At 64.4% G+C, this 25376-nt stretch carries 28 protein-coding genes; 17 read left to right on the plus strand and 11 right to left on the minus strand.

Annotation, left to right across the window (positions count from 1 at the left end; genetic code table 11):
* Positions 1–2: 2 nt before the first annotated feature.
* The 4 genes from WN73_RS17945 to WN73_RS17960 are packed head-to-tail and all read right to left on the minus strand — an operon-like array spanning position 3 to position 6200.
* Positions 3–3149, minus strand: coding sequence for an efflux RND transporter permease subunit (locus tag WN73_RS17945; RefSeq protein ID WP_271554064.1), 3147 nt, complete (start codon positions 3147–3149; stop codon positions 3–5).
* Positions 3146–4222: an efflux RND transporter periplasmic adaptor subunit gene (locus tag WN73_RS17950; protein ID WP_271554066.1), complete on the minus strand. Its 1077-nt coding sequence runs from the start codon at positions 4220–4222 to the stop codon at positions 3146–3148. The genes WN73_RS17945 and WN73_RS17950 overlap by 4 nt, the downstream gene beginning before the upstream one ends.
* Positions 4219–5346 carry an efflux RND transporter periplasmic adaptor subunit gene (locus tag WN73_RS17955; RefSeq protein WP_271554067.1) on the minus strand — a complete coding sequence of 376 codons (1128 nt, stop codon included), beginning with the start codon at positions 5344–5346 and terminating at the stop codon, positions 4219–4221. Before WN73_RS17955 ends, WN73_RS17950 begins: the two co-directional genes overlap by 4 nt.
* Positions 5343–6200: a sensor histidine kinase gene (locus WN73_RS17960; protein ID WP_271554068.1), complete on the minus strand. Its 858-nt coding sequence runs from the start codon at positions 6198–6200 to the stop codon at positions 5343–5345. The genes WN73_RS17955 and WN73_RS17960 overlap by 4 nt, the downstream gene beginning before the upstream one ends.
* Before the next feature lie 212 nt (positions 6201–6412).
* On the opposite strand from WN73_RS17960, the gene WN73_RS17965 reads away from it, so the two are divergent.
* On the plus strand, positions 6413–7075 hold the full coding sequence (locus tag WN73_RS17965) for a TetR/AcrR family transcriptional regulator (protein WP_011089760.1): 663 nt from the start codon (positions 6413–6415) through the stop codon (positions 7073–7075).
* Between the two features lie 18 nt (positions 7076–7093).
* Here WN73_RS17965 and WN73_RS17970 read toward each other — a convergent pair whose 3' ends face one another.
* From WN73_RS17970 to WN73_RS17980, 3 genes are read right to left on the minus strand one after another with little or no spacing between them, the layout of a single operon-like run.
* Positions 7094–7762, minus strand: a complete 669-nt coding sequence (locus WN73_RS17970) for a TetR/AcrR family transcriptional regulator (RefSeq protein WP_028173098.1) — start codon at positions 7760–7762, stop codon at positions 7094–7096.
* Between the two features lie 8 nt (positions 7763–7770).
* The gene (locus tag WN73_RS17975; RefSeq protein WP_049832451.1) at positions 7771–8208 is read right to left on the minus strand and encodes a hypothetical protein; all 438 of its coding nucleotides are present in this window, start codon (positions 8206–8208) and stop codon (positions 7771–7773) included.
* Between the two features lie 28 nt (positions 8209–8236).
* A complete protein-coding gene (locus WN73_RS17980) occupies positions 8237–8503 on the minus strand; it encodes a hypothetical protein (RefSeq protein ID WP_039187265.1) in 267 nt (88 codons plus the stop codon).
* A 173-nt stretch (positions 8504–8676) separates the two neighbouring features.
* Between WN73_RS17980 and WN73_RS17985 the strand changes: the two genes are divergently transcribed.
* From WN73_RS17985 to WN73_RS18030, 10 genes are all read left to right on the plus strand, one after another.
* Positions 8677–8883, plus strand: coding sequence for a hypothetical protein (locus tag WN73_RS17985; RefSeq protein ID WP_028173097.1), 207 nt, complete (start codon positions 8677–8679; stop codon positions 8881–8883).
* Positions 8880–9038 (plus strand): hypothetical protein, encoded by a 159-nt coding sequence (locus tag WN73_RS17990; protein ID WP_271554070.1) that lies wholly within the window; start codon positions 8880–8882, stop codon positions 9036–9038. Before WN73_RS17985 ends, WN73_RS17990 begins: the two co-directional genes overlap by 4 nt.
* 18 nt (positions 9039–9056) lie before the next feature.
* Positions 9057–9275 carry a hypothetical protein gene (locus tag WN73_RS17995; RefSeq protein ID WP_028173096.1) on the plus strand — a complete coding sequence of 73 codons (219 nt, stop codon included), beginning with the start codon at positions 9057–9059 and terminating at the stop codon, positions 9273–9275.
* A gap of 37 nt (positions 9276–9312) precedes the next feature.
* Positions 9313–9852 carry a hypothetical protein gene (locus WN73_RS18000; RefSeq protein ID WP_271554071.1) on the plus strand — a complete coding sequence of 180 codons (540 nt, stop codon included), beginning with the start codon at positions 9313–9315 and terminating at the stop codon, positions 9850–9852.
* 10 nt (positions 9853–9862) lie between these two features.
* Positions 9863–10489 (plus strand): PepSY domain-containing protein, encoded by a 627-nt coding sequence (locus WN73_RS18005; RefSeq protein ID WP_271554073.1) that lies wholly within the window; start codon positions 9863–9865, stop codon positions 10487–10489.
* 156 nt (positions 10490–10645) lie between these two features.
* A complete protein-coding gene (locus tag WN73_RS18010) occupies positions 10646–11815 on the plus strand; it encodes a DUF3734 domain-containing protein (RefSeq protein ID WP_028173093.1) in 1170 nt (389 codons plus the stop codon).
* 28 nt (positions 11816–11843) lie between these two features.
* Complete coding sequence (locus tag WN73_RS18015) at positions 11844–12635, plus strand: acetoacetate decarboxylase (protein ID WP_271554075.1); 792 nt, start codon at positions 11844–11846, stop codon at positions 12633–12635.
* Between the two features lie 80 nt (positions 12636–12715).
* Entirely contained in the window at positions 12716–13501 is a 786-nt protein-coding gene (locus tag WN73_RS18020; RefSeq protein ID WP_039186968.1) for a 3-hydroxybutyrate dehydrogenase, read from the plus strand.
* A gap of 72 nt (positions 13502–13573) precedes the next feature.
* Positions 13574–13903 carry a hypothetical protein gene (locus WN73_RS18025; protein WP_271554077.1) on the plus strand — a complete coding sequence of 110 codons (330 nt, stop codon included), beginning with the start codon at positions 13574–13576 and terminating at the stop codon, positions 13901–13903.
* Between the two features lie 114 nt (positions 13904–14017).
* Entirely contained in the window at positions 14018–14626 is a 609-nt protein-coding gene (locus WN73_RS18030; RefSeq protein WP_271554078.1) for a hypothetical protein, read from the plus strand.
* 180 nt (positions 14627–14806) lie between these two features.
* Here the strand turns inward: WN73_RS18030 and WN73_RS18035 are convergent, their stop codons facing one another.
* From WN73_RS18035 to WN73_RS18050, 4 genes are all read right to left on the minus strand, one after another.
* Positions 14807–15631 (minus strand): Crp/Fnr family transcriptional regulator, encoded by an 825-nt coding sequence (locus WN73_RS18035; RefSeq protein WP_271554095.1) that lies wholly within the window; start codon positions 15629–15631, stop codon positions 14807–14809.
* A gap of 301 nt (positions 15632–15932) precedes the next feature.
* On the minus strand, positions 15933–17141 hold the full coding sequence (locus tag WN73_RS18040; protein ID WP_271554079.1) for an LLM class flavin-dependent oxidoreductase: 1209 nt from the start codon (positions 17139–17141) through the stop codon (positions 15933–15935).
* A gap of 114 nt (positions 17142–17255) precedes the next feature.
* A complete protein-coding gene (locus tag WN73_RS18045; RefSeq protein ID WP_271554080.1) occupies positions 17256–18503 on the minus strand; it encodes an acyltransferase family protein in 1248 nt (415 codons plus the stop codon).
* An 87-nt stretch (positions 18504–18590) separates the two neighbouring features.
* The gene (locus tag WN73_RS18050; RefSeq protein ID WP_028173085.1) at positions 18591–19730 is read right to left on the minus strand and encodes an AraC family transcriptional regulator; all 1140 of its coding nucleotides are present in this window, start codon (positions 19728–19730) and stop codon (positions 18591–18593) included.
* Positions 19731–19947: 217 nt separating this feature from the next.
* On the opposite strand from WN73_RS18050, the gene napE reads away from it, so the two are divergent.
* The 6 genes from napE to WN73_RS18080 all read left to right on the plus strand — a co-directional run bounded on the left by napE (position 19948) and on the right by WN73_RS18080 (position 25337).
* Entirely contained in the window at positions 19948–20133 is a 186-nt protein-coding gene (gene napE, locus WN73_RS18055; RefSeq protein ID WP_011089773.1) for a periplasmic nitrate reductase, NapE protein, read from the plus strand.
* Positions 20134–20168: 35 nt separating this feature from the next.
* On the plus strand, positions 20169–20498 hold the full coding sequence (locus tag WN73_RS18060) for a chaperone NapD (RefSeq protein WP_271554081.1): 330 nt from the start codon (positions 20169–20171) through the stop codon (positions 20496–20498).
* 16 nt (positions 20499–20514) lie between these two features.
* Positions 20515–23028, plus strand: coding sequence for a nitrate reductase catalytic subunit NapA (gene napA, locus WN73_RS18065; RefSeq protein ID WP_011089775.1), 2514 nt, complete (start codon positions 20515–20517; stop codon positions 23026–23028).
* On the plus strand, positions 23025–23495 hold the full coding sequence (locus WN73_RS18070; protein WP_028173083.1) for a nitrate reductase cytochrome c-type subunit: 471 nt from the start codon (positions 23025–23027) through the stop codon (positions 23493–23495). The genes napA and WN73_RS18070 overlap by 4 nt, the downstream gene beginning before the upstream one ends.
* The gene (locus WN73_RS18075) at positions 23492–24133 is read left to right on the plus strand and encodes a NapC/NirT family cytochrome c (RefSeq protein WP_028173082.1); all 642 of its coding nucleotides are present in this window, start codon (positions 23492–23494) and stop codon (positions 24131–24133) included. The genes WN73_RS18070 and WN73_RS18075 overlap by 4 nt, the downstream gene beginning before the upstream one ends.
* Before the next feature lie 88 nt (positions 24134–24221).
* Entirely contained in the window at positions 24222–25337 is a 1116-nt protein-coding gene (locus WN73_RS18080; protein ID WP_028173081.1) for an ATP-dependent DNA helicase, read from the plus strand.
* Positions 25338–25376 lie beyond the last annotated feature (39 nt).

The following is a 25376-nucleotide window of genomic DNA, read 5'->3' on the forward strand; positions in this document are numbered from 1 at the left end:
TGTTAAATCTGTGGTTCGAGAACCGGCACCGGCGCGGCCGCGGAGACCGGCTCCGGCGAAATGCCGTGCGCGGGCGCTGCGGGCTCGTGCATGGATGAGTTATCGTTGTGATCGGGGTGAATGCGGAACCAGGCCACATACAGCGCCGGCAGGAACAGCAGCGTCAGCAGCGTGCCGACGATGATGCCGCCCATCATCGCGTAGGCCATCGGCCCCCAGAAAATCTCGCGCGCGATCGGAATCAGCGCGAGGCTTGCCGCGGCCGCCGTCAGCAGAATTGGCCGCATACGATGCTCGGTCGCTTCCACCACTGCGTCCCATGCCGGTCGCCCCTCCTTCCTGAGATCCTCGATCTGCACGATCAGGATCACCGAATTTCGGACGAGGATGCCGATCAGGGCGAGCACGCCGAGGATGGCGACGAAGCCGAGCGGAGCACCGCTCGGCAGCAGCGCCATGACGACACCGATGACGGCCAGCGGCGCGACCGCGAACACCAGAAACAAGCGATGGAAGCTCTGCAGCTGGATCATCAGCACCGTGGCCATGACGAACAGCATGAGCGGAACGACGGCGACGATCGGCGCCTGGCTCTTGGCGCTCTCCTCGACGGACCCGCCGATGTGCACCGAATAGCCGGCCGGCAGCGCCTTGGTGAACTCCGCGACTTTCGGCGCGAGCTGATCCACGACGGTCTTTGGCTGCGCGTTGCCGACGATGCCGGCCTTCAACGTGATGGTCGGGATCCGCGCGCGCCGCCAGATCGTCGGCTGCTCGAGCTCGTAACGCAAATTGGCCACCGCACCGAGCGGCACGGCCTGGCCGCCGAGCGCGGTCAATTGCAGGTCGCGCAGGGTGTCGATGGAGGCACGTTCAGCCGCCGTCGCACGTCCCGTGACGCTGACGAGATAGATGCTGTCGCGCACCTGGGTAATCGGCGTGCCCTCGAGCACGGAGTTCAAGGTGGAGGCAATGTCCTCCGAGGTGACGCCGAGCTGCCGCGCCTTGTCCTGGAGAACGTCCACCTTGACGACGCGGGCCGGCTCCATCCAGTCGAACACGACATTGCCGAGATCGGGGCTGCTCCGCACGATGCCGGCGAGCTTCTGCGCGAGGTCTCGCACCCTCGCGATGTCGGGCCCGCTCAGGCGAAACTGCACGGGACGCCCCACCGGGGGGCCGACCTCGAGCAGCTTGACGTAGGTGTCGGTGCCGGGGAACGTCTTCTTCAGGTAGTCCTCGAACTGCGCCTTGACCTGGTCGCGCGCCTTGATGCCGCCCTTGGTCACGACCACCATCTGGCCGAACCAGGTGTTGGCGGTCTGCACGTCGAAGGACAGGACGAAGCGCGGCGAGCCGGTGCCGACATAGGACGACCAGTGGTCGACCGAATTGCTGCCCTGGAGCTGTTCGCGCTCGAAGCGCGCCATCTGCGAGTTGGTATCGGCAATGGACGCGTTCTGCGGCAGATTCCAGTCGATCACGAGCTCGGCGCGATCCGAAGACGGGAAGAACTGCTGCTGCACGAAATTCATGCCGAACAGCGCCAGCAGAAAGGCGGCGACGGTAACACCGATCGTCGTCCAGCGGCGATGCATGCAGACGAGCAGGAGACGCGTGAACAACTGCGCTACGCGCCCCTTCTGCTCGTGATGGCCCTTCATCCTGGCGGGCAGGATGGTGACGCCGAGCAACGGCGTGAACAGCACCGCCACGATCCACGAGACGATCAGGGAGACGGCGATGACCACGAACAGCGTGAAGGTGAACTCGCCCGCATTGCTGCTATTGAGCCCGATCGGAATGAAGCCAGCCACGGTCACCAGCGTTCCGGTCAGCATGGGAAAGGCGGTCGAGGTGTAGACGTGCGTCGCCGCCTTTTCCAGGGGATCGCCGACCTCGAGACGCGCGACCATCATCTCGACGGCAATCATGGCGTCATCGACCAGCAGGCCGAGCGCGATGATCAGGGCGCCAAGCGAAATTCGCTGCAACGAAATGCCGGCATAGGCCATCACGACGAAGGTGATGGCGAGAACCAGCGGAATCGCGATCGCGACGACAAGGCCGGCGCGCATGCCCAGGCTGAGAAAGCTGATGCCGAGAACGATGATCACGGCCTCGAACAGCGCCTCGGTAAAGCCGGACACGGCATGCTCGACAACGACGGGCTGATCGGCGACGAGGTGAACGCCGACGCCGACCGGCAAGTCGGCGGTAATTCTCGACATCTCCTCCTTCAGCGCCTCGCCGAAATGCAGCAGATTCGCGCCGGACTTCATGCCGATGGCAAGCGCGATCGCCGACTCGCCGTTGTACCTGAACAAGGTCCTGGCCGGATCGGCATAACCGCGCGTGATGGTTGCGACGTCGGTCAGGGGAAAGAAGCGATCGTTGATGCGCAGATTGACCGCCTTCAGACTTGCCTCCGACGTGAACTGGCCGTTCACGCGTACGCTGATCCGCTCGGGCCCCTCCTGGAATACGCCGGATGGGGCAACCGCATTCTGCCCCTGCAAGGAGCTCATGATCGCGTGAACGTCGAGGCCAAGGGCCGCGATCTTGCGGGTGGAGAATTCGAGATAGATCACCTCGTCCTGTGCGCCCAGGATGTCCACCTTGCCGACATCGGGCACGGTCAGGACCTTGGCACGGATGTCCTCCACATGATCGCGCAGCTGACGTTGGCTCAGGCCGTCGCTGGTGAAGGCATAGATGTTGCCGAACACGTCGCCGAAGCGATCGTTGAAGCCGGGCCCGATCACCCCTTGCGGGAAGTCGCCCTTGATATCCGCGATCATGTTGCGAACACGAATCCAGGTCGGCTTCACGTCGGCAGCCTTGGTGCTGTCGCGCAGATAGACGAAGACGGTGGTCTGACCCGCAACCGTCACACTCTTGGTGTAATCGAGCGATTCCAGCTCCTCGAGCTTCTTCTCGATCCGGTCGGTGATCTGGCGCGTCATCTCCTCGGGTGACGCACCCGGCCACTGCGCCTGGACGACCATGGTCTTGATGGTGAAGTCGGGGTCTTCCTGCCGTCCCAGCTGAAGATAGGCAAAAAGTCCCGCCGCCATGAAGGCGATCATGAAATACCAGACGAGCGAGCGATGACCGAGCGCCCAGTCGGAGAGGTTGAACGACTTCATGGCTGCTGATCCTGTTCGATACGGACGCGCTGTCCTTGCTTGAGACTGTGGACCCCGGCGGTGACGACGCGTGCGCCAGCAGCAAGTCCGCCGGTGACGCGCGCCCCGGTTTGGCCAGCCGCCACATCGATCTTTTGCAGCGACACCGTGCTGGCGGGCTGATTGACGATCCAGACGAAATTGGCGCCATCCTTGGCGAGCAGCGCCGACGCAGGCAGCCGGAGAACCGGGCCTTGCTGCCTGCCGAGCTTTGCCGTGACGGTCGCGCCGAGCCGGAAGCTGTCAGGCGGATTGCTGAGTGCGATGCGGACCCGCCGCAGGCGCGTTGCCGGATCGGCCTGCGGCGCAATCTCGCGAACGGTGCCTTCCACTTGAACCGCCGGCAGGAGCTGCAGGCTGACCGTGAACGGCAGACCGACCTCCAGCGGCAGCGGATAGTCCGGTCCGATATCGACGACCGCTTCGCGGATATCGGGCCTTGCGATCGTCACCACGCTTTGGCCGGGGGACACCACCTGGCCGACGTCCGCACCGACTGCGGTGACCACACCGGCGAAGTCGGCCTTGATCTGCGAATAGCCGAGCTGCTCGATCGCCTTGGTCAGATTGGCCTGTTCGCGCGCGACCGTCGCTTCGGCGCCGGCACGCGCCTGCTCGGCGTTATCGAGCATCTGCTTCGTGGTTGCATCGGTGGTGATGAGCGTTCGCTGCCGTTCCTCCGTCGCGCGAGCGGTCGCGAACTGCGCCTCGGCCCTGGCAAGCTGGCCTTTGGCCGCGCGAACGGCGAGCTCAAGGGCGGTCGAGTCAATCGTGCCCACCGCCTGTCCTTCAGTCACGAGGTCACCGACGTAGACGGGACGCGTGATCAGACGTCCCAGCACACGGAAGCCGAGATTGGTTTTGTAGCGCGGTTCGATAACGCCCACCGCAGCGACATCGTCCGCGTGGTCCGCTGCGAGAAGCAGCGACTGGACGGGCCGCACGGCCTCGGGCGCCTTCGTCTCCTGCTGGCATCCGGCAAGCGCGAGCGCGCATGCAAGCGTGCCCGCCACGATCGTTGCGCGGCCCGTCATGAGGGGTCTCCTTCATAGGTCACGGGCTGGCCCACGCTCAAAAGCTTGCCGCCGTCGACGACGACGCGCTCGCCCGGATCCAGACCTGCCTTGATCAATACTTCTCCGGCCTCGTAGCCACCGACCGTCACCGGCTTCAGCGAGGCGGTCCGTGTTGCCGGATCGACGGTCCAGACCGCAGGGCTGGTGCCCGCCGCCATCAATGCGCGCCAGGGCAATGCGATCTGCGGCTCGGTCTTCACTCTCACAGTTCCCGCGACGGCGCTTCCAAGCGTCATTGCGGCAGGCGGGTCCTTGATCGCCACCTTGACCCGAATGGTCGCGCTCCTCGCGTCGACCGCCGGCGAGACCTCCCGAACCTGACCGCCTGCGGTCACGGTCGCATCGGAGATCAGCACCAACGAAACGCTGCTTCGGTCGGCAGCACCGAGGAAAATGGACTCATAAACGTCAAAGACGACGTCCCGGTCCCCGTCCTGCGCCAGTGAAAATACCGGTTGGGCAGCCTGTACGACCTGACCGGTCTCCACACTGCGTGCGGTGACGACGCCGTCGGCTTCGGCTCGCAGCGCGGTATAGCCGAGCACGTCCTTCGCGGTTCCGAGCTGCGCTCTTGCCGCTTCAAGCGCACCTTCCGTGGTTCGCAACCCTTCCTGCGCCTGGTCGTAGGCCGTGCGCGTGGTGAAGCCGCTCGCGATCAGCGCCGTCTGCCGATCGAAAGTCGCCTTTGCCACACGCAGCTGGGATTCTGCGGCGAGAACGGCGGCGGTGGCGGCATCGACATCGGCCTCCTGCTCGGCCGGGTCGAGAATGGCCAGCACTTCGCCGGCCTTCACGTGGGTCCCGACATCGACATAGCGCGCGAGGACGCGCCCGCTGACGCGGAACGACAGATCCGCCCGAAAGCGGGCCTGCACCTCACCGGTCAGGGTAAGCGAGGATTGCCGATCTCTCGGCTGCACGATTTCCGTACGCACGACAGCGGCGCGCGCGGAAGGACTGGCAGCGCGATCGTCGCAGCCGCCGAGCGCGGCAGCAACAAGTGCGAGGGCCAGGCCGCCGAGAGGCCGCAGCAAGCGCTCAGTTCGACCGATTTTGGAGAGGTTCGAATAACGCGGGTTCATAGCGCGTCCGTACGGTGAGAGGGTGACAGGAGATTGCCCAGGACGTCCGGGCCCGTGGTCAGCGTGGCCCGTTCGTTCGGGCGCGCTCGCAGTGAATCTGGATCCGCGCGCATCGCGGCCGGACGCTCGATCTGATCCGGGAGGCCGGCGCCCGAGCCGGGCGTCACGGACGCGTTGGTCTTCAGCCGGCGCGGCCGCCTCATGCGGCGAGCCGCCATCGACCAGCTTGCCTGCCGCTCCCGCTCGCTCAGGTGAAACGAGACCACGACGGATGTGAACTCGGCAGCGAAGCCGTGCTCGATCCGTCCGCCGAGCCCTTTCGCAAGGTCATTGCTGATCTCGAACTCCCGGCCCAAGGCCCGCGCCGGCCGCGAGCCGTTGTCCAGCACCACGCAGTTCGCGACCGAGCCGATGCGCGACAGCTTGACCTTGATCTCGCCGGAGCGCGCGTCGAAATACGCATGCTTCGCTGCGTTGACGATGAGGTCGTGGACGATCAGGCCAAGCCGTCCGCACCGCTCGGGCTGAAGCGGGAGAGACTCGGTGGTGAGCGTCAGCCGGATCCCCATTCGATCCAGAAAGGATTGGCGCATGGCGCAGCCCAGTCGGCGAATGTAAGTCGCGGCATCGTTGAGGACATCGCCCTCCGGCATGGCCAGCGCCCGATGCAGCTCCGCATGTCCGTGCAGCAGCTCCACGACGTCGCTCAGGGCGGCCTTTGCTTCCGCTCCGTCGGCGCGGATGACCGCCGCCGAGACCAGATCGATCGCCGAGGCGACTCCTTTATCGACCCTGTGATGCAACTCGCGCAGCAGGATGCCGTGTTGTGGGCGGTCCGGGTCGGGGCACGACATATTCGCTCTCTCCTGAGGTCGACCGGACGATCGCAAGGCCAATGCACACAGGTTTGCGGCTTCGACTGTCCGGGAGGTGCCGCCGCGGGTCCTGATGGACATCGCGGCGATTAAATAAACTATACCGTATATTTTCTTTTTGTTGCCTTTTCCGGCCCGCCATGTCAAGTGCGATCTGCGCGCGCACAGACTCGTGACTGGAGGATCGACGGATGACCAAGAAGAGCACCCCGAAACGGGGCAGACCGACCAAAGACCTTGCCGGCGACGTCCAGGTCCGGATCCTTGACGCAGCCCAGCAGCTTTTTCTCGAGAAGGGCTATCGCAGTGCCAGCATCGACGACATCTCCGAGCTGGCGCCGGCGAGCAAGCCAACCATCTACGCGCACTTCCCCGGCAAGGAGGCGCTGTTCGCGGCGGTGGTGGCCCGCACCATCAGCAGGCTGACGGATTTCGAAGGCGTCGAGCCCGAGGGCCGCACCCTTCATGACAAGCTCTCGAACCTCGGCACCACCATCGTGGAAAAGCTCATCGAGGAATCGTTGGGCATGGTTCGCGCCACGATTGCTGAAGCGCAGCGTTTTCCCGAGTTGAGCCGCAACGTCCACGACGCCGCGCGCGATCGCTCCGTCAACGCCGTTTCCCAACTCTTGAATGAAGCGACGCAGAAGCTGGCGCGCGCTCCAAAGGGGCCCTTCAGCGGCAAGCGAAGCCTTGCCACCGCTCAGATCTTCCTGGATCTGATCCTGCTGCCGATGCTGTTTCGGTCGCTGGTCGGGGAAACACCGAAGGAGCTGAGACGGGAGCTGCCGTCCTTCATGCGCGAACGCGTCGGCTTCTTCCTTGCGGCCTGTGAGGCAGACTGGACACCGTGAGCCAATCGAGCGTCGGGTTTAGCAGGCGGATTTGTAGCGCATACTGGCCTGAACGTCGATGAGTTGATGGGACGCCGGGCCAGCGAACGCTGGGTTGCCAAGCGCCCCCGCGCAAAAGCGCATCATCTCGTCGAACGTTGGCCGAAGGGCGGTCGCCTTGACACGGGAGGGGTTGAGGTAAGCATCCATCGCGTCCAGCAGGCAGCAGGCGAGCGCCATCGGGCTCCCGCCGCGGAACTCCCCGCTCACCTGCCCCGACGCGATGATCGACCGCACCACACCACGAAGCCGATCCGCATGAGACAGGCTGGCCAGCCAGTTCGCCTGTCCTGCGGCCACCACCAGTTCGTGCAAGCGGACATCGTTTGCCAGCCGATCTTCATGCAGCCGGGAGATCGCGCCAAACGTTGCATTCAGGCGCTCCAGGCCCGAGCGGCCGCTTCGCGCTGCACTTGCGGCCGCCGCCGACACCTCGTCGAGCAGCTCCGTCACGACGGCCTCCTCGAGCGCCCGGCGGGAGGGATAGAACCGGTAGAGATTTGCGGGGGACATTGAAGCGTCGCGAGCGACGTCGGCAACCGTGGTTTTCCGGTACCCGATCTCCCGGTACAAGCAGATTGCAGCCTGCACGATTCGTTCACGCGTGCAGGACAATCCAGCCTGGCGGGTCGTCTGCGCCTTCAGCATGCTCGGCCTCAACGCAACGGAATCGCGTGCATCTCACGCCGGCAGGCTTCGCCGAATTCACGCAACGGATCCATCTCCTCCAGGAAGCCCGGCAGGTCGACGAACGGGGTGTTCGGTGCAAGGTAGGTCTCGATGATCAGCCGGCCAGCCCGCTCTGCGGCATGGACCACCTCATCCTCGGACAGAATCCGCATGCGCCCGATAAGCGCATACAAGTTCACCAATGCCGGGATCTCGGATTTGTCGCTGGTGAGCGCGTCCGCGTAAAGTCGGGACGCCTCCTCAATGAAGCTGCGATAGAGCTTCTCGCGCTTCGACACCGCGTGCGCCTGATGGCGCTCGCGGAGTCTGCGGCGCCGGGACATCCATCCCGTCACGATCGTGGAAATCGCTCCGAAGGCCGAGCCTCCGAACGCGGCGAAAGCAGGCGCATATATCGTATTCATACGATCGTTCCTCATTCCTTGCGCCGCGCTATCGGTGCGACCCGACGGTCCTGACCGAAGCCGCAGCGGCTGCATGGTCGAACACGGCTCTGCAGGCTTCGCTCAGGTCCGACTTTCTTTGCCTGAGACAGGCTTCCACATTGGTGGGGTCGGGGATGTAGCCGGCGCACAGGCGAAACGCGTCAGACGTGCACGCCGCTCTCTGCTCAGCCGTGCCGCGATCCTCCTGCGCGAACGCAGCGGCGCCCGACGCAACGAGCACCAGGAGTGCGAGCACCAACCGGTTCTTGAACATATCGAATCCTTTCTCAAGTTGAGGCATCTGCTTTCAAAGGGAACCTTGACCTCACTCCGAAGTCCCCTCGCCCGACCAGGACGAACACGGGCTTGTGAGTCTCGGCTCTTGACACATCCCGCGATCCGCGCTGTATATGAAATATACGGTGTAGTTTATTTAGGAGACCGAAGATGTCAAGCCTGTTCCTGGCGCTCGTGCGGGAAAATCCCTGGCCCGGGATTGCCGTCGCCTCGCTCAATCTGATGGTGGCCGTGTCGCTCGTGGGCGTGAGCCTGCTGCTGGGTCTCACCATTTCGGTGCTCGCCTGGGTGCACGCGCTCGCCGTCGGCGAACCCGCGCCGGTGCGGCATGCGGCCAGCCGGAGGGGCCGCGCATGACGTCAGGGCTGTTGCTTGCTCGCGATTGCATCATCTGCTGGGTCACGGTGTGGCTCGCGCCGGTCGAACCCATCTTCGACGCGATCGAATCCGAACTCGTCCGCAGAGGCGTCGCGCTTGAAGGCGTCGAGCCCCCTTCCCCGCCCGCCGCGTGAGCATCCTGGACGTTCGACATGCTCAACTTCATCGAAGTGTTCGACGTCATGGACGTGGAGCCGGCCACCGGCTCTTCGGTCTGGAGCGGACGCACCGGCACGCGAGCGGCCCTCAAGCGCGACGGGCACGTGATCGACCCGAAGGCGATGGCCTATTGCCCGATCGAATGGCTCGACGAGCGCGGCTATCTCGACGCCGAACGCGCGTGCCGGCACCCGCGGCCCACGAGCTTCTGAAAACGAGACGGAATCATTTCATGTCTGGGAACAGGCCGTGAGCAGGAAGTCTGTCCTGTCGCGACGTGCGAGCGCCGTCGTCGAGCCCGAGATGCCCCTGCGGGCGTATTTTCTCTCCGCTGGAGGGGCGCTGCTCCTGCTGCTTCTGGCGGCCGACTGGGTGTTGCCCGCACCTTCGCCGAGCCGGCTCACGGAGCAGCATTCTGCGTTGCCGCCGATCCGGATCCACTCGGAGCGGAGGGGCCCCGAAGCGGCCGTCATCGACACCAACGGGTTCGGACTGCGTCCCGCGCCCGCCGAGCACGATATCGCCCAGGCTCCACCGCAGTTGCCCGAAACTGAAGTCGGCGGCGCCGTTGTGCGCGACGATGACGGCAACCCGGCGGCGGCCGATCTACGCGTTCGCGAGAGCCTGGCCCAGCTACAGCCCGCCGTTCATGACCCAGCAGGGCGGGGGAGCCCGCATCGGATCGCGGCGCGACGGCACAAGCTCGCTCCGGCGCGGCCTCGAAAGTTGTGGCGATCTGCTCGGCATCCGGGCTTCCAGATCAGCCGGTACGCCTTCGTGCCGAACTAGACCACCGATCATGAAGAACACCACAGGATTATGCGCGATGCCAAAGAAGCAGCTGTTTGCCCTCATCGTTTGTTCCGCGGCCCTCGCCGGCACCGGTGCTCTGGCCGGCGTCACGCAGGTCCCTACCGACGCCGAACAGCAAAGCACGACCGCGCAGGGCAACGTCGAGGAGGCGGCCATTCGCCGCGTGTTGGAGCAGTTTCACACCACGAAGGTCCCGATCGGACAGGCCATGGCGATTGCGGAGGGTCTGCACGATGGGTCGAGGACCGCAGACATCAGCTTCGAGATATCCGGTCCGCCGGTCTACCGCGTGCGCACGATCAAGAACGAGCGGGTCTTTGAGAATGTCATAGATGCGAACACCGGAAGGGTATCGCAAACGGAGATCGCGTCATCGCTCAAGGAGCTCGATCGCGCGGATCTCGCCAACATCATAGCCCTGAAGTGGATCAAGCAGGAGTTGTCGGACGCGGTGCGGGTCGCGGAAAGCGCGGCGGACGGACAGGCGCTCGCTGGCGGGTTGATGAAACAGGATGGCAAGCTCAACTTCGTGGTCGTCATCGCGACCAGCGATCACCTGAAGGAAGTGATGCTCGAGCCGCCCAAGGTCGGACAGCGGTCAACTCAGCGCTAGCCACGAACGTGACAGCGCGCCACTGAAGCACGATCTCGTGAGTTGCGCATTAACGCGCAATATATACACTACACCGTATAGTTTGTTTTAGCGAACGGTCATCGCGGCTTCCGCAACGCCGGCTCGATCATCCCACACCCGAGAGCAAGACCAGTCATGAATTTCCAGCCCCGATCACACCTGCCGGCCACCCAACGGCGGCTGCCATTCGATTGCATAGCCCTGCTGTTGCAAGGCGGCGGCGCTCTCGGCGCCTACCAGGCAGGGGTGTATGAGGCGCTGGCGGAAGCTGGCATCCACCCCGATTGGGTTGCCGGCATTTCCATCGGCGCGATCAATGCCGCGATCATCGCGGGCAACCCGGCCGAGTCGCGTGTTGATCGGCTGCGCGATTTCTGGACGCGGGTAACTTCGACTGCACCTTGGGACTGGGCCGGAAACCCATTTCTCGATGCGCGCAACGAGAATGCGCGCAATATCCTCAACCAGATGAGCGCGGGCCTTGCCGCGGCATGCGGCGCAAACGGGTTCTTCTCCGCGCGCCCCCTCCTGCCATGGCTCCACGCCGGCGGCACGACCGAAGCAACCAGCTTCTACGACACCGTCGCGTTGAAGAGCACGCTGGAGCGCCTGATTGACTTCGATCGCATCAACGCGGGGATGACGCGGTTCAGTGCAGGAGCAGTCAACGTGAGAACGGGCAATTTCGTCTATTTCGACAACAGCACCCACACGATTCGCCCAGAGCACATCATGGCAAGCGGCGCGCTGCCACCGGGCTTTCCCGCCGTGGAGATCGAGGGCGAGCATTACTGGGACGGCGGCCTTGTCTCCAATACGCCGCTGCAATGGGTGATCGATGGGGGTGTGCCGCAGGACATGTTGGCGTTTCAGGTCGATCTCTGGAGCGCGAAGGGGCAGCTTCCGGGCAATCTGCCCGAGGTTGTCACGCGTCAGAAGGAAATTCAATATTCCAGTCGCACGCGCGCGAGCACCGACCAGTTCAAGCACGTGCAGCGCCTGCGACGTGCGCTCACGACGCTCCTGGACCGGATTCCCGAAGAACTCAGGGAGCACGAGGATGTGAAGCTCCTGAACACCGCGGTGTCTCCCAACGTCTACAACATCGTTCACCTGATCTATCGGGCGCGCAACCACGAAGGCCACTCCAAGGACTACGAGTTCTCCCGCCTTTCGATGCAAGACCATTGGCGCGCCGGCTACCACGATGCGCTTCGCACCTTGCGTCATCCCGAGGTGCTCGCACGCCCGGTCACCCCGGACGGAGTTTTCACATTCGATCTAGAGCACGATGGCCGTGAATAGAGCGCTGATTTGATGCACGGAGAACCCCATGCGTGAGAACGATGTGCGCAAGCGCGCCTTTGCGATGCCGCTCACCAGCCCGGCCTATCCGCCGGGCCCTTACCGGTTTGTGGATCGCGAGTACCTGATCATCACCTATCGCACCGACCCGGCAAGGCTGCGCGCTGTGGTGCCCGAACCGCTGGAACTCGATGACCGCAACCCGCTCGTCAAGTATGAATTCATCCGCATGCCAGATTCGAATGGCTTCGGCGACTACACGGAAAGCGGCCAGGTCATCCCGGTCTCGTTCCGTGGCCACACGGGCGGCTACAACCACTGCATGTTCCTCAACGACGAAGGACCGATTGCCGGGGGACGCGAGCTCTGGGGCTTTCCGAAAAAGCTCGGCCAGCCGACATTGCGGACCGAGATCGACACGCTGATCGGTACGCTCGACTACGGGCCCTTGCGGGTGGCGACGGGCACAATGGGCTACAAGCACCGCGAAGCCGATCTTGGCCAGGTCAAGGCCGCGCTCGAGGAGCCGAATTTTCTGCTCAAGATCATCCCGCATGTCGATGGCAGCCCGCGCATCTGCGAGCTCGTTGAATATCGCCTCGAGCAGATCGCGTTGAAGGGCGCCTGGACCGGACCCGCGGCTCTCTCCCTGACACCGCACGCCTTGGCGCCGGTCGCTGATCTGCCCGTTCTGGAGATCGTCTCGGCGCTTCACATCCGTGCAGACCTCACGCTGGGACTGGGCAGAGTGGTCCATGACTATCTGCAAGAGCCAGCGCGGCGTCCGTTCCGGGCTTCAGAACGAAGTCTGGTCACCTGATCGGAAATCCACAAAACCAACTCGCGTCTGAACCGCGAGGCTTCGCCAGCTGGCGCAACACACGGAGCAAAGTGACTGAGATGGTTATTAAGGGCAAAACTGCGATCGTGACCGGCTCGACGAGCGGCATCGGCCTCGCATGTGCGCGTGCCTTCGCAGGTGCCGGCGCAAACATCGTGCTAAACGGAATGGGCGAGGCGGCCGATGTCGAGAAGGAGCGCTTGGCAATCGAAAGCGAGTTCGCCGTCAAGGCGATCTATTCGCCCGCGGACATGGCGAAGCCAAGCGAAATCGCCGGGCTGATCGCGCTGGGTGAAGCGACGTTCGGGGCCGTGGATATCCTCGTCAACAATGCCGGCGTCCAGCACGTCTCTCCAATCGAAGAGTTTCCGCTCGAGAAATGGGATGCGGTCATCGCCATCAATCTATCCGCCGCATTCCATGCAATCCGTGCGGCTGTGCCGGGCATGAAGAAGCGTGGCTGGGGCCGGATCATCACGACGGCTTCGGCGCATTCGCGTGTAGCTTCGCCGTTCAAGTCAGCCTACGTCGCAGCCAAGCACGGGATCGCCGGCCTGACCAAGACCGTCGCGCTGGAGCTTGCGCGTTCGAAGATCACCTGCAACTGCATCAGCCCCGGGTATGTTTGGACCCCGCTGGTGGAAAAGCAGATCCCGAACACGATGAATGCACGCAAGATGAGAAGAGATGAGGTCATCAGCGACGTGCTGCTCGCGGCCCAACCCACCAAGGAATTTGTCACTGTCGAACAGGTGGCTTCGCTCGCACTTTTTCTGTGCAGTAACGAGGCCGCGCAGATCACCGGCGCCAATCTCGCGATCGATGGCGGCTGGACGGCGGCGTAGGCCCGCGGCGGTCGACTCATGGCTGTCCCCACAGTGAGGCGATCCGCGCGCGCAACACGGAAAGTGCACGACATGGCATCAGACGCAATCGACGGTGACCTCGACGAATCCAGCGGCCTGGCCGTCCAGCATATCGGCGTGCGCGGACGCACTCTACAGCATGGTATGAGAAATGGCAGGCCACTTGATCTTGGCGGAGACCGGAAAATGTCCGTCGCTCTGCGCAAGTGCGAGCACGCGTTCAACGAGGACGTATTGCCGCCTCATACCAAGGTGGCAGAGCCACTCGAGTTCTACGCGGCGTCCAACTTGGATAACCCGTCCCGCAGTCTCAAGGACGCGATAGGCAAGAAATCAGCTTCATCTGGAACGTCAATGCTCCTTCCTCATGTCGCTGCTTGAGATGACGTCGCTTCGGACGCAGACGCAACGAGTCGCTTGACGCAGGTTCAAAGTCGAGAACGATGAAGCCATGTGATGATCGCCAGCACATCCGCTAATCAATGGAGATAGGTCATGTCAGAGCACAGCAGCATGCATTTTTACCTCAATTCGGCCAAGGAGCGAATCGACGAGATGGATGCCGCATTGGCTTCGTTTGAGGTGAAGGCGACGGAGGCCAAGGCGGAGTCCAAGGTGAAGGCAGAGCAGCTCATCGCCGATCTTAAAAAGAGGCGGGATGAATTTCAGGCGCACCTCAAGACGCAAGCGGAAGCCGGCGAAGCAGCCTGGGCGCGCACCAAACCCGATCTCGAAGAGCACTGGATCGGCTTCGAAGCGCAGATGAAGACCTATTTTGAGAGCGCCGGCAAGCAGATCGAGCAGCAGCAGGCCACGTTCAAAGACATCGCAGCGGCGCAGGGCAAGGCGTGGCACGAGGCCGCGAATCGATTCCGTGAGGCGGCCGGCAAAGTGGCCGGAGCGCGGACCACCGATCTCGATGCCGCGCTCAAGCAGCTGAAGTCTGACGCGTCCCAAGCGGAAGCACGTCTCCAGAAGCTGAAGCAGGCGGGCAGCGAGTCCTGGTCCGTGCTAAGCGCGGCGTTGGCAGAGTCCCGCAAGTCGTTCGATCAAGCAAGTCGGGCCGCGTGGGACACCCTGAGGGGTTCTGGCGCGAAGGGCTGATTCCATCCGGTCACAAGGAACCGCAGAAAGGCGTAGATTGCGTGTAATCGGCACGGGGTCTGGACCAGTTGCAGCCCGCCGTTCCTGGTCAACTAGGCCGGGGGAGCCCGCATGAGATCGCCGCGCGACGGCGCAAGCTCGCTCCGGCGTGGTAGACGCCGAACCGTCCAGAGCGTGTCCTCATTGACGGGGCGCAGCGGACCTCATCTGCGCCTTGACTGCCGCGGTTGTTTCCGGGAATGGCGCAAGGGCAGGCTGCGGCGCCGCCAATTCCTGGCAATACATCCGATCGATCTTGTCCTGCATCAGCGCATAACAATCGCATGCAACGCGCTCGAGCCGCGCCCGGTCGATCTCTACAAACCCGCGCCGGTCGGACGGGACGGCGCCGGCCGCGCGCAGCTTGCTCATCGTCAGCGTCGCCGTCGTCCGCCGCACCCCGAGCAACTGCGCGAGCGCCTCCTGCGTCACCGGGAGGAGGTCAGTGGGAACGCGGTCGTGGAGCTGCAGGAGCCACCGCGCCATGCGGCCATCCACCAGGTGCAGCGCGTTGCAGGCCGCAACGTGCTGGAGCTGCAACAGCAACGCGCGGACGTGGACCTGCACGACATTCCTGATGGCCTCGCTTCGCGCATAGGCGGCCCGAAACCTGGCGGCGGAGATCTGCGATGCCGTGCCGGCCACACGAGCAACCGCGGTCACCGATGACAGCGACGGGCCGAGCGCAGAGAACGAGGCCAAGGCGCCTTCCCGTCCGATCAACGTGGTTGCAACCGTTTGCCCGTCCGGCATGTCGAGCATGAAGGCGATTGCACCGCTATGGGGAAAGAAAACCGGGTCGAGCTCATCGCCCGACCGCACCAGGACGGTATCGGGTTCGAACGAGACCTTCTGGAAGTGAGGCGTGAGCAAGCCGAGATCTGCCGGCGGCAACGCCGCCAGCAACCGATTGCCGACGCCAGCGCGGTGGACGGTCGCGATGCTTTCCGGTGAACGAGCCGTCATGAGCAACGGTATCCATTTCTCAGCTTCACTACGATGACCCGAAATTCGAATTGGCCAACCAAAATATCCAAACAGAGCCCTTGAGGGAGATCAAGCACGGACTATTGCGGTCCCAACCGGCAGATCCTCCCGCGCAAACAGGATCTTGAACCCATCATACGGTTAACGATCGTCTGCATCCTAAGGGTTTCGATGAGATGATCGACCAGCAAAGGTTGCGACAGCGCAGGAGTGGGCGATTGGCCCCATGCGGAGGCCCCGCCCCGCCAATAAGGGCATGGCCGACGTCAAACGTGCCCCCCTATCCGGCGGCCGCCGCTCTCGCCGGGGCGACGTTGACGGCGAGCTTGCCGTAACGGTCGGTGAAGGCCTGGGTGTCGATCTCTTCCAGCTTGATTTCGCCGCTCATGACGCTCCTCTTCCAGGCGGCCTGGGCGGGATCGTTCTGGAACTCCGGCATCACCTCCCGGCCGAACAATTCGAGCGATTCGCAGATGTGCTCGTGGCTGTTCTTGCCGGCCTGGTTGAGCAGGATGACCTGGTCGATATGCGAGCTCTGGAAGCGCCTGAGCTTCTTGCGGATCGTCTCCGGCGAGCCGATCAGGCCGCCGCGCAGCGCCGCCTCCTGGGCCTCTGGATTGTCGCGCTTCCACCTGTTGTACTCGTCCCACATGTTGACGGTGTAGGGCGCGGGCCGCTGGCGGTTCTGCGCGGCGCCATAGAAGCGTAGCGCGAACTGGAAGAAGGTGGCGCCGTCGGCGCGGGCGCGCGCCTCCTCGTCGGTCTTCGCGCACATGAAGAACGACACCAGCGCCATGTTCGGGTTGATCTCGTAGTCCGCGAGCTTGTGCAGCCGCTTGGTCATGGCGTTGTAATAGGCGTGCACCCAGGCATGGGCGGCGTCGGCGCTGACGAACTGGAAGCCGAGCGCGCCGAAGCCATGACGGCCGGCGCGCTCGATGGTCGGAAGCTGCGAGCAGGCCATCCACAGCGGCGGATGCGGCTTCTGCACCGGCTTCGGCACCACATTGCGCAACGGGATGTCGAAATACTTGCCGTGATGCTCGCTGCCCGCGTCCCTGAACATCGGGAAGATCGCGGCTACGGCCTCCTCGAACACCTCCTTCTTGGTCTCCATGTCGCGGCCGAATGGCTCCAGCTCGGTGATCGAGGCGCTCTCGCCCATGCCGAATTCGCAGCGGCCGTTGGAGAGCAGGTCGAGCACCGCGACACGCTCGGCGACGCGCGCCGGGTGATTGGTGGTGAGCTGGAGGATGCCGTGGCCGAGCCGGATCTTTTGCGTGCGCTGGCTCGCCGCCGCCAGGAACGATTCCGGTGACGGCGAGTGCGAATATTCCTCGAGGAAGTGATGCTCGACGACCCAGGCATGGTCGTAGCCGAGCTTGTCGGCGAGTTCCATCTGCGAGAGCGCGTTCTGATAGAGCTTGAGCTCGTCCCCGGCGACCCATGGCCGCGGCAGTTGCAGCTCGTAGAAGATGCCGAACTTCATGGCGCCCCTCTCCCGCTTATTCTTTGTTGCGCTCATCTTAGTGAGCGGGGCGGCGCTGTCTACGGAGCAGCAATTCCGCCGTGCGGGAGAACGATCCCTTCACCGCATCCGGCGTCATGGCGCGGCGGAACCTTCCACCGCAACCACATGCGCCGCTTCGCGTGGTGCGCGGCGGCCGTTCAGCACCACACCGATGAAGGTGAAGCGCACCAACAGATGATAGCTCGCCAGCATCGGGGGAAGCGCGACGACGAGGATGATGGCGAACTTGATCGGCCCCGACCAGTCGAGCTGCGACACCGCAACTTGTAGCGCCATCACGATCGGCATGTGGATCAGATAGAGCCAGTAGGACGCATCGGCGAGGTAACGCCAAGTCGGGCTGAAGCCGGACATGAAGCGGAGCGCGAGACCAAGGACCGCGAAGGTCGAGATCCATATCGCCGGGGCATACAGGGTGGCGGAGACAAGCCTGAGCGTGGCGAAGCTGACCGGCAGTTTCGGCGCACCCGGCGCGGACAGCATCACACCTGAGAGCACGAAGCTGATCAGGATCAGGCCGACCGCGAGCAGGAGGTGCGGGAGCCAGCGCCGCTCGAGAAGCCGCAGCAGATCGACCTGCCGATGCAGCAGCCAGCCGACGCCGAATGCGGTGCCGAAGCCGATCCAGGCCTGCGCGTTGGTGATGAGTGATTGATCCGGCGTTCTCACACCCATCACGTTGATCCACCGCGGGTCCAGGCAGAAGGCGATGCCGATCGGGATCGCCAGAACCAGCGGGGCCAGTGGATTTCGCATGATCCGCGCAAAGAGGCGGTCGATGACCGTTCGCAGCGTGCCGGACGGATCGAGCCGGACAATTGCGCCACGCAGCAGCAGCATGGCGACATAGAGCTCCAGCAGCACGTAGAGAAACCAGAGATGGGCCAGGGGGAAATTCGGCAGCACCGGCGGCCAGCCACGCGCGCCGGGAGTCGGACCGCCATTGGGAAAGCCGGAGGCCCAGATGACCACCAGAGCCATCGGCGTAAACACGATCGGCCAGCCGATCACGAGCGGCAGCCCGATCCGCTGCAACCTGTCCCTGACAAAGCCCCAACTCCCCCGGCGATGGAAACTCATGCGGGCAAAGAAACCGGCCATCAGGAAGAAGGCCGTCATCCGGAAGACGTGGATGGTGAAGGTCAGCAGGCCCAGGAGGAGGCTTGGATGGGTGTCCTGGATGAACCAGAACCGGGGCGTGGCGGGCACGAACGACATTGCCGCGTGCAGGACGATGCCGAGCAGCAAGGCGCCGCCCCTGAGCGCATCGAGAGCGTGGAGCCGTTCCGATGTGGGGGTGGCGGCGGTCGAAGGAGACATGGGTGGGCTCATTCCGGCTGGCGAGAAGCTTCTGCCGGACAGTCTGCCCAATCGGGGCGCGGCCCTCTTGCCCAATCCAAAAATCGGCTAGCCGATTTCTCGACGCAGTTCGCTGATGTCGGCCCTACCCGGCCGGCTCAGCGCCTCGCGCCGGAATTCGGTCGGGGTCACGCCGGTTTCGGCCTTGAACGAGCGATTGAAAGGTCCGATCGACTGGAAGCCCGCGTCCATGGCGATGGTCAGCACCGGGACTTCCCGCTGCGTCACGTCGGACAGCGCCAGCTTGGCATCCTCGATCCGATAGCGATTCAGGAACGCATTGAAGTTGCGATAGCCCAGCCCTTCGTTGATCGCCTGGCGCAGCCGATGCTCGGGAACGTCGAGCCGCGCCGCGAGCGTCCCGATCGCAAGACCTTCCTGCCGGTAGGTTCGTTCCACGGTCATCAGATGGTCGAGGCGCCGGAGCAGGATGGGATCGACGGCGACCCGGGGGTCGACGATGACCCGCCCCGCGGCGGCGCGATCGGCGACCCGGGCCTGTCTCCCCGCCTCGCCGGATGCGATCGCAGCCGTGGCGTCGTCGACGGCCACCGCCGCCGGTGCGCTGAACAGGCCCAGGCCGGCAAGCATGGCCACCACGAACAGGCTGAGCGCGGTCGGAAGACTGCCGGACGCGCCGGGCGCGGCAACCGGAATATCGGCGAAGCCCGCGACGGCGACGAGCCCGATCATCGCGACATTGATGGCGAGCATCGCCAGCCGCAGCCGGCGCCGCCGCATCACCAGATCCACGCGCCAGGTCTTGACCGTCTGGACCGCGGCCGCGAGCGCCAGCACCAGGGCCACGATCGCAAGGACCTTGCCGCCGCCCTTGGCCAGAGTCGGCCATCGCGGCCAACCGAGCGACAGCGCAAATCCAAAGGCGACGATGGCCAGCCACAAGGCGCCATGCCACCGCCTCAGCACGAAATCGTCGTCAAACGCCGCGCGGGCCCACAACCAGAACACGGCAGGCATCGCGGACAGGATCGGCAACGTCCACCACCATGACGCCTTGGGAAAGAACGGCGCGGTGACGATCGCATAGAACACGCCCCCGGCGGACATGGCCATGCCCAGCAAAGCGTTCTGATTTGGAATGCGGCGCTGGAGCGCCACGAGGACGATCAACAGGAACACGCCGCTCGCCGCGCCGCGAAACCCGAGATCGATGGCCGTGAGCCCCATCTGGTTCACAATTCGCATTGCCCCGTTCGAGAGCTAAGTTTCGCATCGCGCCGGCCCGGGCACAACCCAAACTTGCGGTTGTGGTCACGGCCCAACCATCCTCGCAAATCGACGGATTGATCCAGATCAACGCGTTGACGCCGCGGTTGCAGCACAAGCAAAGCAAGGTAACGGCCCGGATGCCGTCCCAATTCCCAAAATTTCAGAGAGACCGAATATGTCGGCCCCTGACGACACGACCTCGCGCGTGCGCCGTAGGCGCATGGAGATTTTCGCCTTCCTGTTCCTGACCGCGGTCGTGATGCCCGTCCTCGCCGTCGGAACGGTCGGCTCCTACGGGCTTGGCGTCTGGATCTACCAGATGTTTGCCGGTCCTCCCGGCCCACCAGCCTCCCCGCATTGATCCCCAAGGATCCCCAAGAGCGAAAGACAGGCATCATGGCCCAACCCTCACTCAATAAAGCCACGCTCAACCGCCGCGCCTTGATCACCGGCCGGGTGCTCAGCGCCGACCGCATCGTGCCGCCGCCGGGCGCCGAGATCGCCAGCATCATCGTGCAGGCGCGGCCCGAGCGCCTCGCCGAGGTCGAGGCCGAGATCATTGCGCTTGCCGGCTGCGAGATCCATGGCCGCGATCCGCGCGGCAAGCTCATCGTCGTGACCGAAGCGCCGGATGCCGGCAGCCTCGGCACCATGCTCAACACCATCCAGTCGCTGCCGCACGTCTATTCCGCGGCGCTCGTCTTCCACGCCATCGAAACCGCCTGAGTCAGGAAGAGCCATCATGACATCGCCGAAGCTCGACCGCCGCCAGATGCTGAAGCTCGAGGCCGCCGCGATCGCGGCCGCCGCCGCTGGCCTCCCGGTGCCGGCGCTCGCCGCCAACCTCGCCACCGAGCGCGAGGTGAGCGAACTGAAATGGGACAAGGCCGCCTGCCGCTTCTGCGGCACCGGCTGCTCCGTGATGGTCGCCACCAAGGAGAACCGCGTCGTCGCGACACACGGCGACATCAAGGCCGAGGTCAATCGCGGCCTCAACTGCGTCAAGGGCTACTTCCTCTCCAAGATCATGTACGGCCACGACCGCCTGACGCAGCCGATGCTGCGCAAGGCGAACGGCAAATACGACAAGAACGGCGACTTCACGCCCGTGTCCTGGACCGAAGCCTTCGACATCATGGAGGTGAAGTGGAAGGAGGCGATGAAGAAGCGCGGCCCCAACGGCGTCGCCATGTTCGGCTCCGGCCAGTGGACGATCTGGGAGGGCTATGCCGCCTCGAAGCTGTTCAAGGCCGGCTTCCGCACCAACAACATCGACCCCAACGCGCGGCACTGCATGGCCTCGGCCGTCGCCGGCATGATGCGCACCTTCGGCATCGACGAGCCGCCCGGCTGCTATGACGACATCGAGGCCACCGACGCCTTCGTGCTGTGGGGCTCCAACATGGCGGAGATGCACCCCATCCTGTGGACGCGCCTGACCGACCGCCGGCTGTCCGCGCCGCATGTCCGCGTCGCCGTGCTCTCGACCTTCGAGCACCGCTCGTTCGACCTCGCCGACATCGGCATGGTGTTCAAGCCGCAGACCGATCTCTATTTGCTGAACGCCATCGCCAACCACATCATCAAGACCGGCCGCGTCAACAAGGACTTCGTCGCGGCACACACCGTGTTCAGGCGCGGCCAGACCGATATCGGCTACGGCCTGCGGCCCGAGCATCCGCTGCAGAAGAAGGCGACGGGCGCGGCGAAGGCCAACGACTCCACGGACATGAGCTACGACGAGTACGTCAAGTTCGTCTCGGAGTACACGCTGGAGAAGGCGGCCGAGATGTCCGGCGTGCCGCTCAACCGCCTGGAGGCGCTCGCCGAGCTCTACGCCGATCCCAAGACCAAGGTGGTCTCGTTCTGGACCATGGGCTTCAACCAGCACACCCGCGGCGTCTGGTGCAACAACCTCGTCTACAACATCCATCTTCTGACCGGAAAGATCTCCTCGCCCGGCAACAGCCCGTTCTCGCTGACCGGCCAGCCCTCGGCCTGCGGCACCGCGCGCGAGGTCGGCACCTTCTCGCACCGCCTGCCCGCGGACATGGTCGTCACCAACAAGGAACACCGCACCAAGGCCGAACACATCTGGCAGCTGCCCGAAGGCACCATTCCCGACAAGCCCGGCGCGCATGCCGTGCTGCAAAGCCGGATGCTGAAGGACGGCCTGATCAACGCCTACTGGGTGCAGGTCAACAACAACCTCCAGGCCGGCCCCAACGCCAACGAGGAGACCTATCCGGGCTTCCGCAATCCCGACAATTTCATCGTGGTCTCGGATGCCTATCCGTCGGTCACCGCACTCGCGGCCGACTTGATCCTGCCCACCGCGATGTGGGTCGAGAAGGAAGGCGCCTATGGCAATGCCGAGCGGCGGACGCAGTTCTGGCATCAGCTCGTCCCTGCCCCGGGCGAGTCGAAGTCCGATCTCTGGCAGCTCATGGAATTCTCCAAGCGCTTCAAGATCGAGGAGGTCTGGCCCGAGGAGTTGATCGCCAAGAAGCCGGAGGTGCGCGGCAAGACGCTGTTCGACGTGCTCTACAAGAACGGCCAGGTCGACAAGTTCCCGGTCTCCGACATCGAGCAGGGCTATCTCAACGACGAGTCCAAGGCGTTCGGCTTCTACGTGCACAAGGGCCTGTTCGAGGAATATGCCTCGTTCGGCCGCGGCCACGGCCATGACCTCGCGCCGTTCGACGCCTATCACAAAGAGCGCGGCCTACGCTGGCCTGTCGTCAACGGCCAGGAAACGAGATGGCGTTTCCGCGAGGGCAGCGATCCCTACGTCAAGCAGGGCACCGACGTGCAGTTCTACGGCTATCCGGACGGCAAGGCGCGCATCTTCGCGCTGCCGTACGAGCCGGCGGCGGAATCGCCCGACGGCGAATATCCGTTCTGGCTCTCGACCGGCCGCGTGCTGGAGCACTGGCATTCCGGCACCATGACGCGCCGCGTGCCCGAGCTCTACAAGGCCTTCCCCGAGGCCGTCTGCTTCATGCATCCGGACGATGCGCAGGAGGCGAAGATCCGGCGCGGCGACGAGGTGAAGGTGGTGTCCCGCCGCGGCTTCATCCGCGTCCGCGTCGAGACGCGCGGCCGCGACCGGCCGCCGCGCGGCCTCGTCTTCGTGCCGTGGTTCGACGAATCCAAGCTGATCAACAAGGTGACGCTGGACGCCACCGATCCGATCTCGCTGCAAACCGACTTCAAGAAATGCGCTGTGCGCATCGAGCGGGTGAACGTGTCATGATGAAACGATTTGGAATCGCATTGCTTGCGGTCGCGATCGCCGCGGGCGCGAGTTCGCTGACCGCGCAGACGGTGACGTCGGGCCTGCGCGGCCCGGCCCCGCTCAATGACGAGGGGCCGGCGCCGCCGATGCTGCCGAACCGCAACACCTCCGAGCGGGAGGTGCGCAATTATCCGGAGCAGCCGCCGGTGATCCCGCACACGATCGACGGCTACCAGGTCGACCTCAACGGCAACAAATGCCTGTCGTGCCACGCGCGGGCGCGCACCGCGGAATCGCAGGCGCCGATGGTCTCGATCACGCATTTCATGGACCGCGACGGCCAGTTCCTGGCCTCGATCTCGCCGCGGCGCTTCTTCTGCACGGAATGCCACGTGCCGCAGAACACCGCGACCCCGCCCGTCAGCAACGATTTCACCGACATCGACACGCTGCTGTCGCGCGCAAGCCCAGGTGGCCGCCGATGACGACGACCGCTGACGAGGCAAAAGCCAAGCGCGGCTTCGTCGCGCGAAGCTGGGATTTCGCGCGCGAGCTCTGGCAGGTGCTGATCCGGCCGAGCTCGGTGTTCGGACTCGGCGTGCTGGTGCTGGCGGGCTTTGCGGCCGGCGTGATCTTCTGGGGCGGCTTCAACACCGCGCTGGAATTGACCAACACTGAGAAGTTCTGCACCGGCTGCCACGAGATGAAGGACAACGTCTTCGCCGAGCTGAAGTCGACCATCCACTTCAGCAACCGCTCCGGCGTGCGCGCGACCTGTCCGGACTGCCACGTGCCGCACAACTGGACCGACAAGATCGCGCGCAAGATGCAGGCCTCCAAGGAGGTCTGGGGCAAGATCTTCGGCACGATCGACACCCGCGAGAAATTCCTGGACCACCGGCTCGAGCTGGCGGCGCATGAATGGGCGCGCTTCAAGGCAAACGATTCGCTCGAGTGCCGCAACTGCCACAGCGCCGATTCCATGGACATCACCAAGCAGTCGCCGCGGGCCTCGGTGGCGCACCAGCGCTTCCTGTTCACGGGGGAAAAGACCTGCATCGACTGCCACAAGGGCATCGCCCACCATCTGCCCGACATGCGCGGCGTTCCCGGCTGGCAATAGGGGGATCTGCGCCGCTTGAACCGGCGGGCCGAATGGTTAGTTTTGGGGGATGGCGAATCGCTTCGGCTCGCCCCTCCTCAAGACAGACATGGCCACTTTCACCCCGCATCAGGATGCCGCTCTCAAGGCCGTCGGCGATTGGCTCAAGGCCAAGCCCGGCCGGGGCGGCACGCCGCCGGTGTTCCGCCTGTTCGGCTTTGCCGGCACCGGCAAGACCACGCTGGCGCGGCACATCGCCGAGGGCGTCGACGGCGAGGTGAAGTTCGCCGCCTTCACCGGCAAGGCCGCGCTGGTGATGCGCAACAAGGGCTGCGACGAGGCCTCCACCATCCACTCGCTGATCTACCGCGCCCGCGAATCCGGCGAGGAGCAGCCGAGCTTCGAATTGTGGGACGACGCGCCCGCGTCCAAGGCCAAGCTGATCGTGATCGACGAATGCTCGATGGTCGATGCCGAGCTGGGCCGCGACCTGATGTCGTTCGACTGTCCGCTGCTGGTGCTAGGGGATCCCGCGCAGCTGCCGCCGATCCAGGGCGGCGGCTTCTTCACCAACACCGAGCCCGACGCGATGCTGACCGAGGTGCACCGCCAGGCCCAGGACGATCCGATCGTGCGGATGTCGATGGACGTCCGCGAAGGCCGCGAGCTCGACATCGGCCGCTACGGCGAGAGCGAGGTGGTGTCGCGCAAGGAGCTCGATCCCGATCGCGTCATGGGCGCCGACCAGGTGCTGGTCGGCCGCAACAACACCCGCCGCGCCTACAACATGCGGGTGCGCCAGCGCCAGAACATCGAGGACGCCTTTCCGGTCGCCGGCGACAAGCTGGTGTGCCTGCGCAACAACCGTAAGAAGGGCCTGTTCAACGGCGGCCTGTGGCGCGTGAAGTCGCGCAACACCTCGCGCTCAAAATCGCGCATCCTGTCCATGCGGCTGTCGCCTGACGAGGATCTCGGCCACAAGGTGACGAAGGTCTCGGTGCGCGCCGACTGCTTCGAGGGCGGCGTCGAGCAGATCGCCTGGGAGCAGCGCAAGCCCTATGACGAGTTCGACTACGGCTACGTGTTGACCGTGCACAAGTCGCAGGGCTCGCAATGGGACGACGTCGTGCTGTTCGACGAGAGTTTTGCGTTTCAGGACTCGAGGGCCAGGTGGCTGTACACGGGGATCACGCGCGCGGCGAAAAGGTTGAGCATCGTTGTTTAAAACTCCGATGCCGTAGGGTGGGCAAAGGCGCAAAGCGCC

It is taken from the genome of Bradyrhizobium sp. CCBAU 45394 (assembly GCF_028128655.1).
Taxonomy (GTDB): domain Bacteria; phylum Pseudomonadota; class Alphaproteobacteria; order Rhizobiales; family Xanthobacteraceae; genus Bradyrhizobium; species Bradyrhizobium diazoefficiens.

Coding starts and splice junctions, on each gene's coding strand:
- WN73_RS17945 (WP_271554064.1), bottom strand. CDS start 3,149: ATGAAGTCGTTCAACCTCTCCGACTGGGCGCTCGGTCATCGCTCGCTC.
- WN73_RS17950 (WP_271554066.1), bottom strand. CDS start 4,222: ATGACGGGCCGCGCAACGATCGTGGCGGGCACGCTTGCATGCGCGCTC.
- WN73_RS17955 (WP_271554067.1), bottom strand. CDS start 5,346: ATGAACCCGCGTTATTCGAACCTCTCCAAAATCGGTCGAACTGAGCGC.
- WN73_RS17960 (WP_271554068.1), bottom strand. CDS start 6,200: ATGTCGTGCCCCGACCCGGACCGCCCACAACACGGCATCCTGCTGCGC.
- WN73_RS17965 (WP_011089760.1), top strand. CDS start 6,413: ATGACCAAGAAGAGCACCCCGAAACGGGGCAGACCGACCAAAGACCTT.
- WN73_RS17970 (WP_028173098.1), bottom strand. CDS start 7,762: ATGCTGAAGGCGCAGACGACCCGCCAGGCTGGATTGTCCTGCACGCGT.
- WN73_RS17975 (WP_049832451.1), bottom strand. CDS start 8,208: ATGAATACGATATATGCGCCTGCTTTCGCCGCGTTCGGAGGCTCGGCC.
- WN73_RS17980 (WP_039187265.1), bottom strand. CDS start 8,503: ATGTTCAAGAACCGGTTGGTGCTCGCACTCCTGGTGCTCGTTGCGTCG.
- WN73_RS17985 (WP_028173097.1), top strand. CDS start 8,677: ATGTCAAGCCTGTTCCTGGCGCTCGTGCGGGAAAATCCCTGGCCCGGG.
- WN73_RS17990 (WP_271554070.1), top strand. CDS start 8,880: ATGACGTCAGGGCTGTTGCTTGCTCGCGATTGCATCATCTGCTGGGTC.
- WN73_RS17995 (WP_028173096.1), top strand. CDS start 9,057: ATGCTCAACTTCATCGAAGTGTTCGACGTCATGGACGTGGAGCCGGCC.
- WN73_RS18005 (WP_271554073.1), top strand. CDS start 9,863: ATGAAGAACACCACAGGATTATGCGCGATGCCAAAGAAGCAGCTGTTT.
- WN73_RS18010 (WP_028173093.1), top strand. CDS start 10,646: ATGAATTTCCAGCCCCGATCACACCTGCCGGCCACCCAACGGCGGCTG.
- WN73_RS18015 (WP_271554075.1), top strand. CDS start 11,844: ATGCGTGAGAACGATGTGCGCAAGCGCGCCTTTGCGATGCCGCTCACC.
- WN73_RS18020 (WP_039186968.1), top strand. CDS start 12,716: ATGGTTATTAAGGGCAAAACTGCGATCGTGACCGGCTCGACGAGCGGC.
- WN73_RS18025 (WP_271554077.1), top strand. CDS start 13,574: ATGGCATCAGACGCAATCGACGGTGACCTCGACGAATCCAGCGGCCTG.
- WN73_RS18030 (WP_271554078.1), top strand. CDS start 14,018: ATGTCAGAGCACAGCAGCATGCATTTTTACCTCAATTCGGCCAAGGAG.
- WN73_RS18035 (WP_271554095.1), bottom strand. CDS start 15,631: ATGACGGCTCGTTCACCGGAAAGCATCGCGACCGTCCACCGCGCTGGC.
- WN73_RS18040 (WP_271554079.1), bottom strand. CDS start 17,141: ATGAAGTTCGGCATCTTCTACGAGCTGCAACTGCCGCGGCCATGGGTC.
- WN73_RS18045 (WP_271554080.1), bottom strand. CDS start 18,503: ATGTCTCCTTCGACCGCCGCCACCCCCACATCGGAACGGCTCCACGCT.
- WN73_RS18050 (WP_028173085.1), bottom strand. CDS start 19,730: ATGGGGCTCACGGCCATCGATCTCGGGTTTCGCGGCGCGGCGAGCGGC.
- napE (WP_011089773.1), top strand. CDS start 19,948: ATGTCGGCCCCTGACGACACGACCTCGCGCGTGCGCCGTAGGCGCATG.
- WN73_RS18060 (WP_271554081.1), top strand. CDS start 20,169: ATGGCCCAACCCTCACTCAATAAAGCCACGCTCAACCGCCGCGCCTTG.
- napA (WP_011089775.1), top strand. CDS start 20,515: ATGACATCGCCGAAGCTCGACCGCCGCCAGATGCTGAAGCTCGAGGCC.
- WN73_RS18070 (WP_028173083.1), top strand. CDS start 23,025: ATGATGAAACGATTTGGAATCGCATTGCTTGCGGTCGCGATCGCCGCG.
- WN73_RS18075 (WP_028173082.1), top strand. CDS start 23,492: ATGACGACGACCGCTGACGAGGCAAAAGCCAAGCGCGGCTTCGTCGCG.
- WN73_RS18080 (WP_028173081.1), top strand. CDS start 24,222: ATGGCCACTTTCACCCCGCATCAGGATGCCGCTCTCAAGGCCGTCGGC.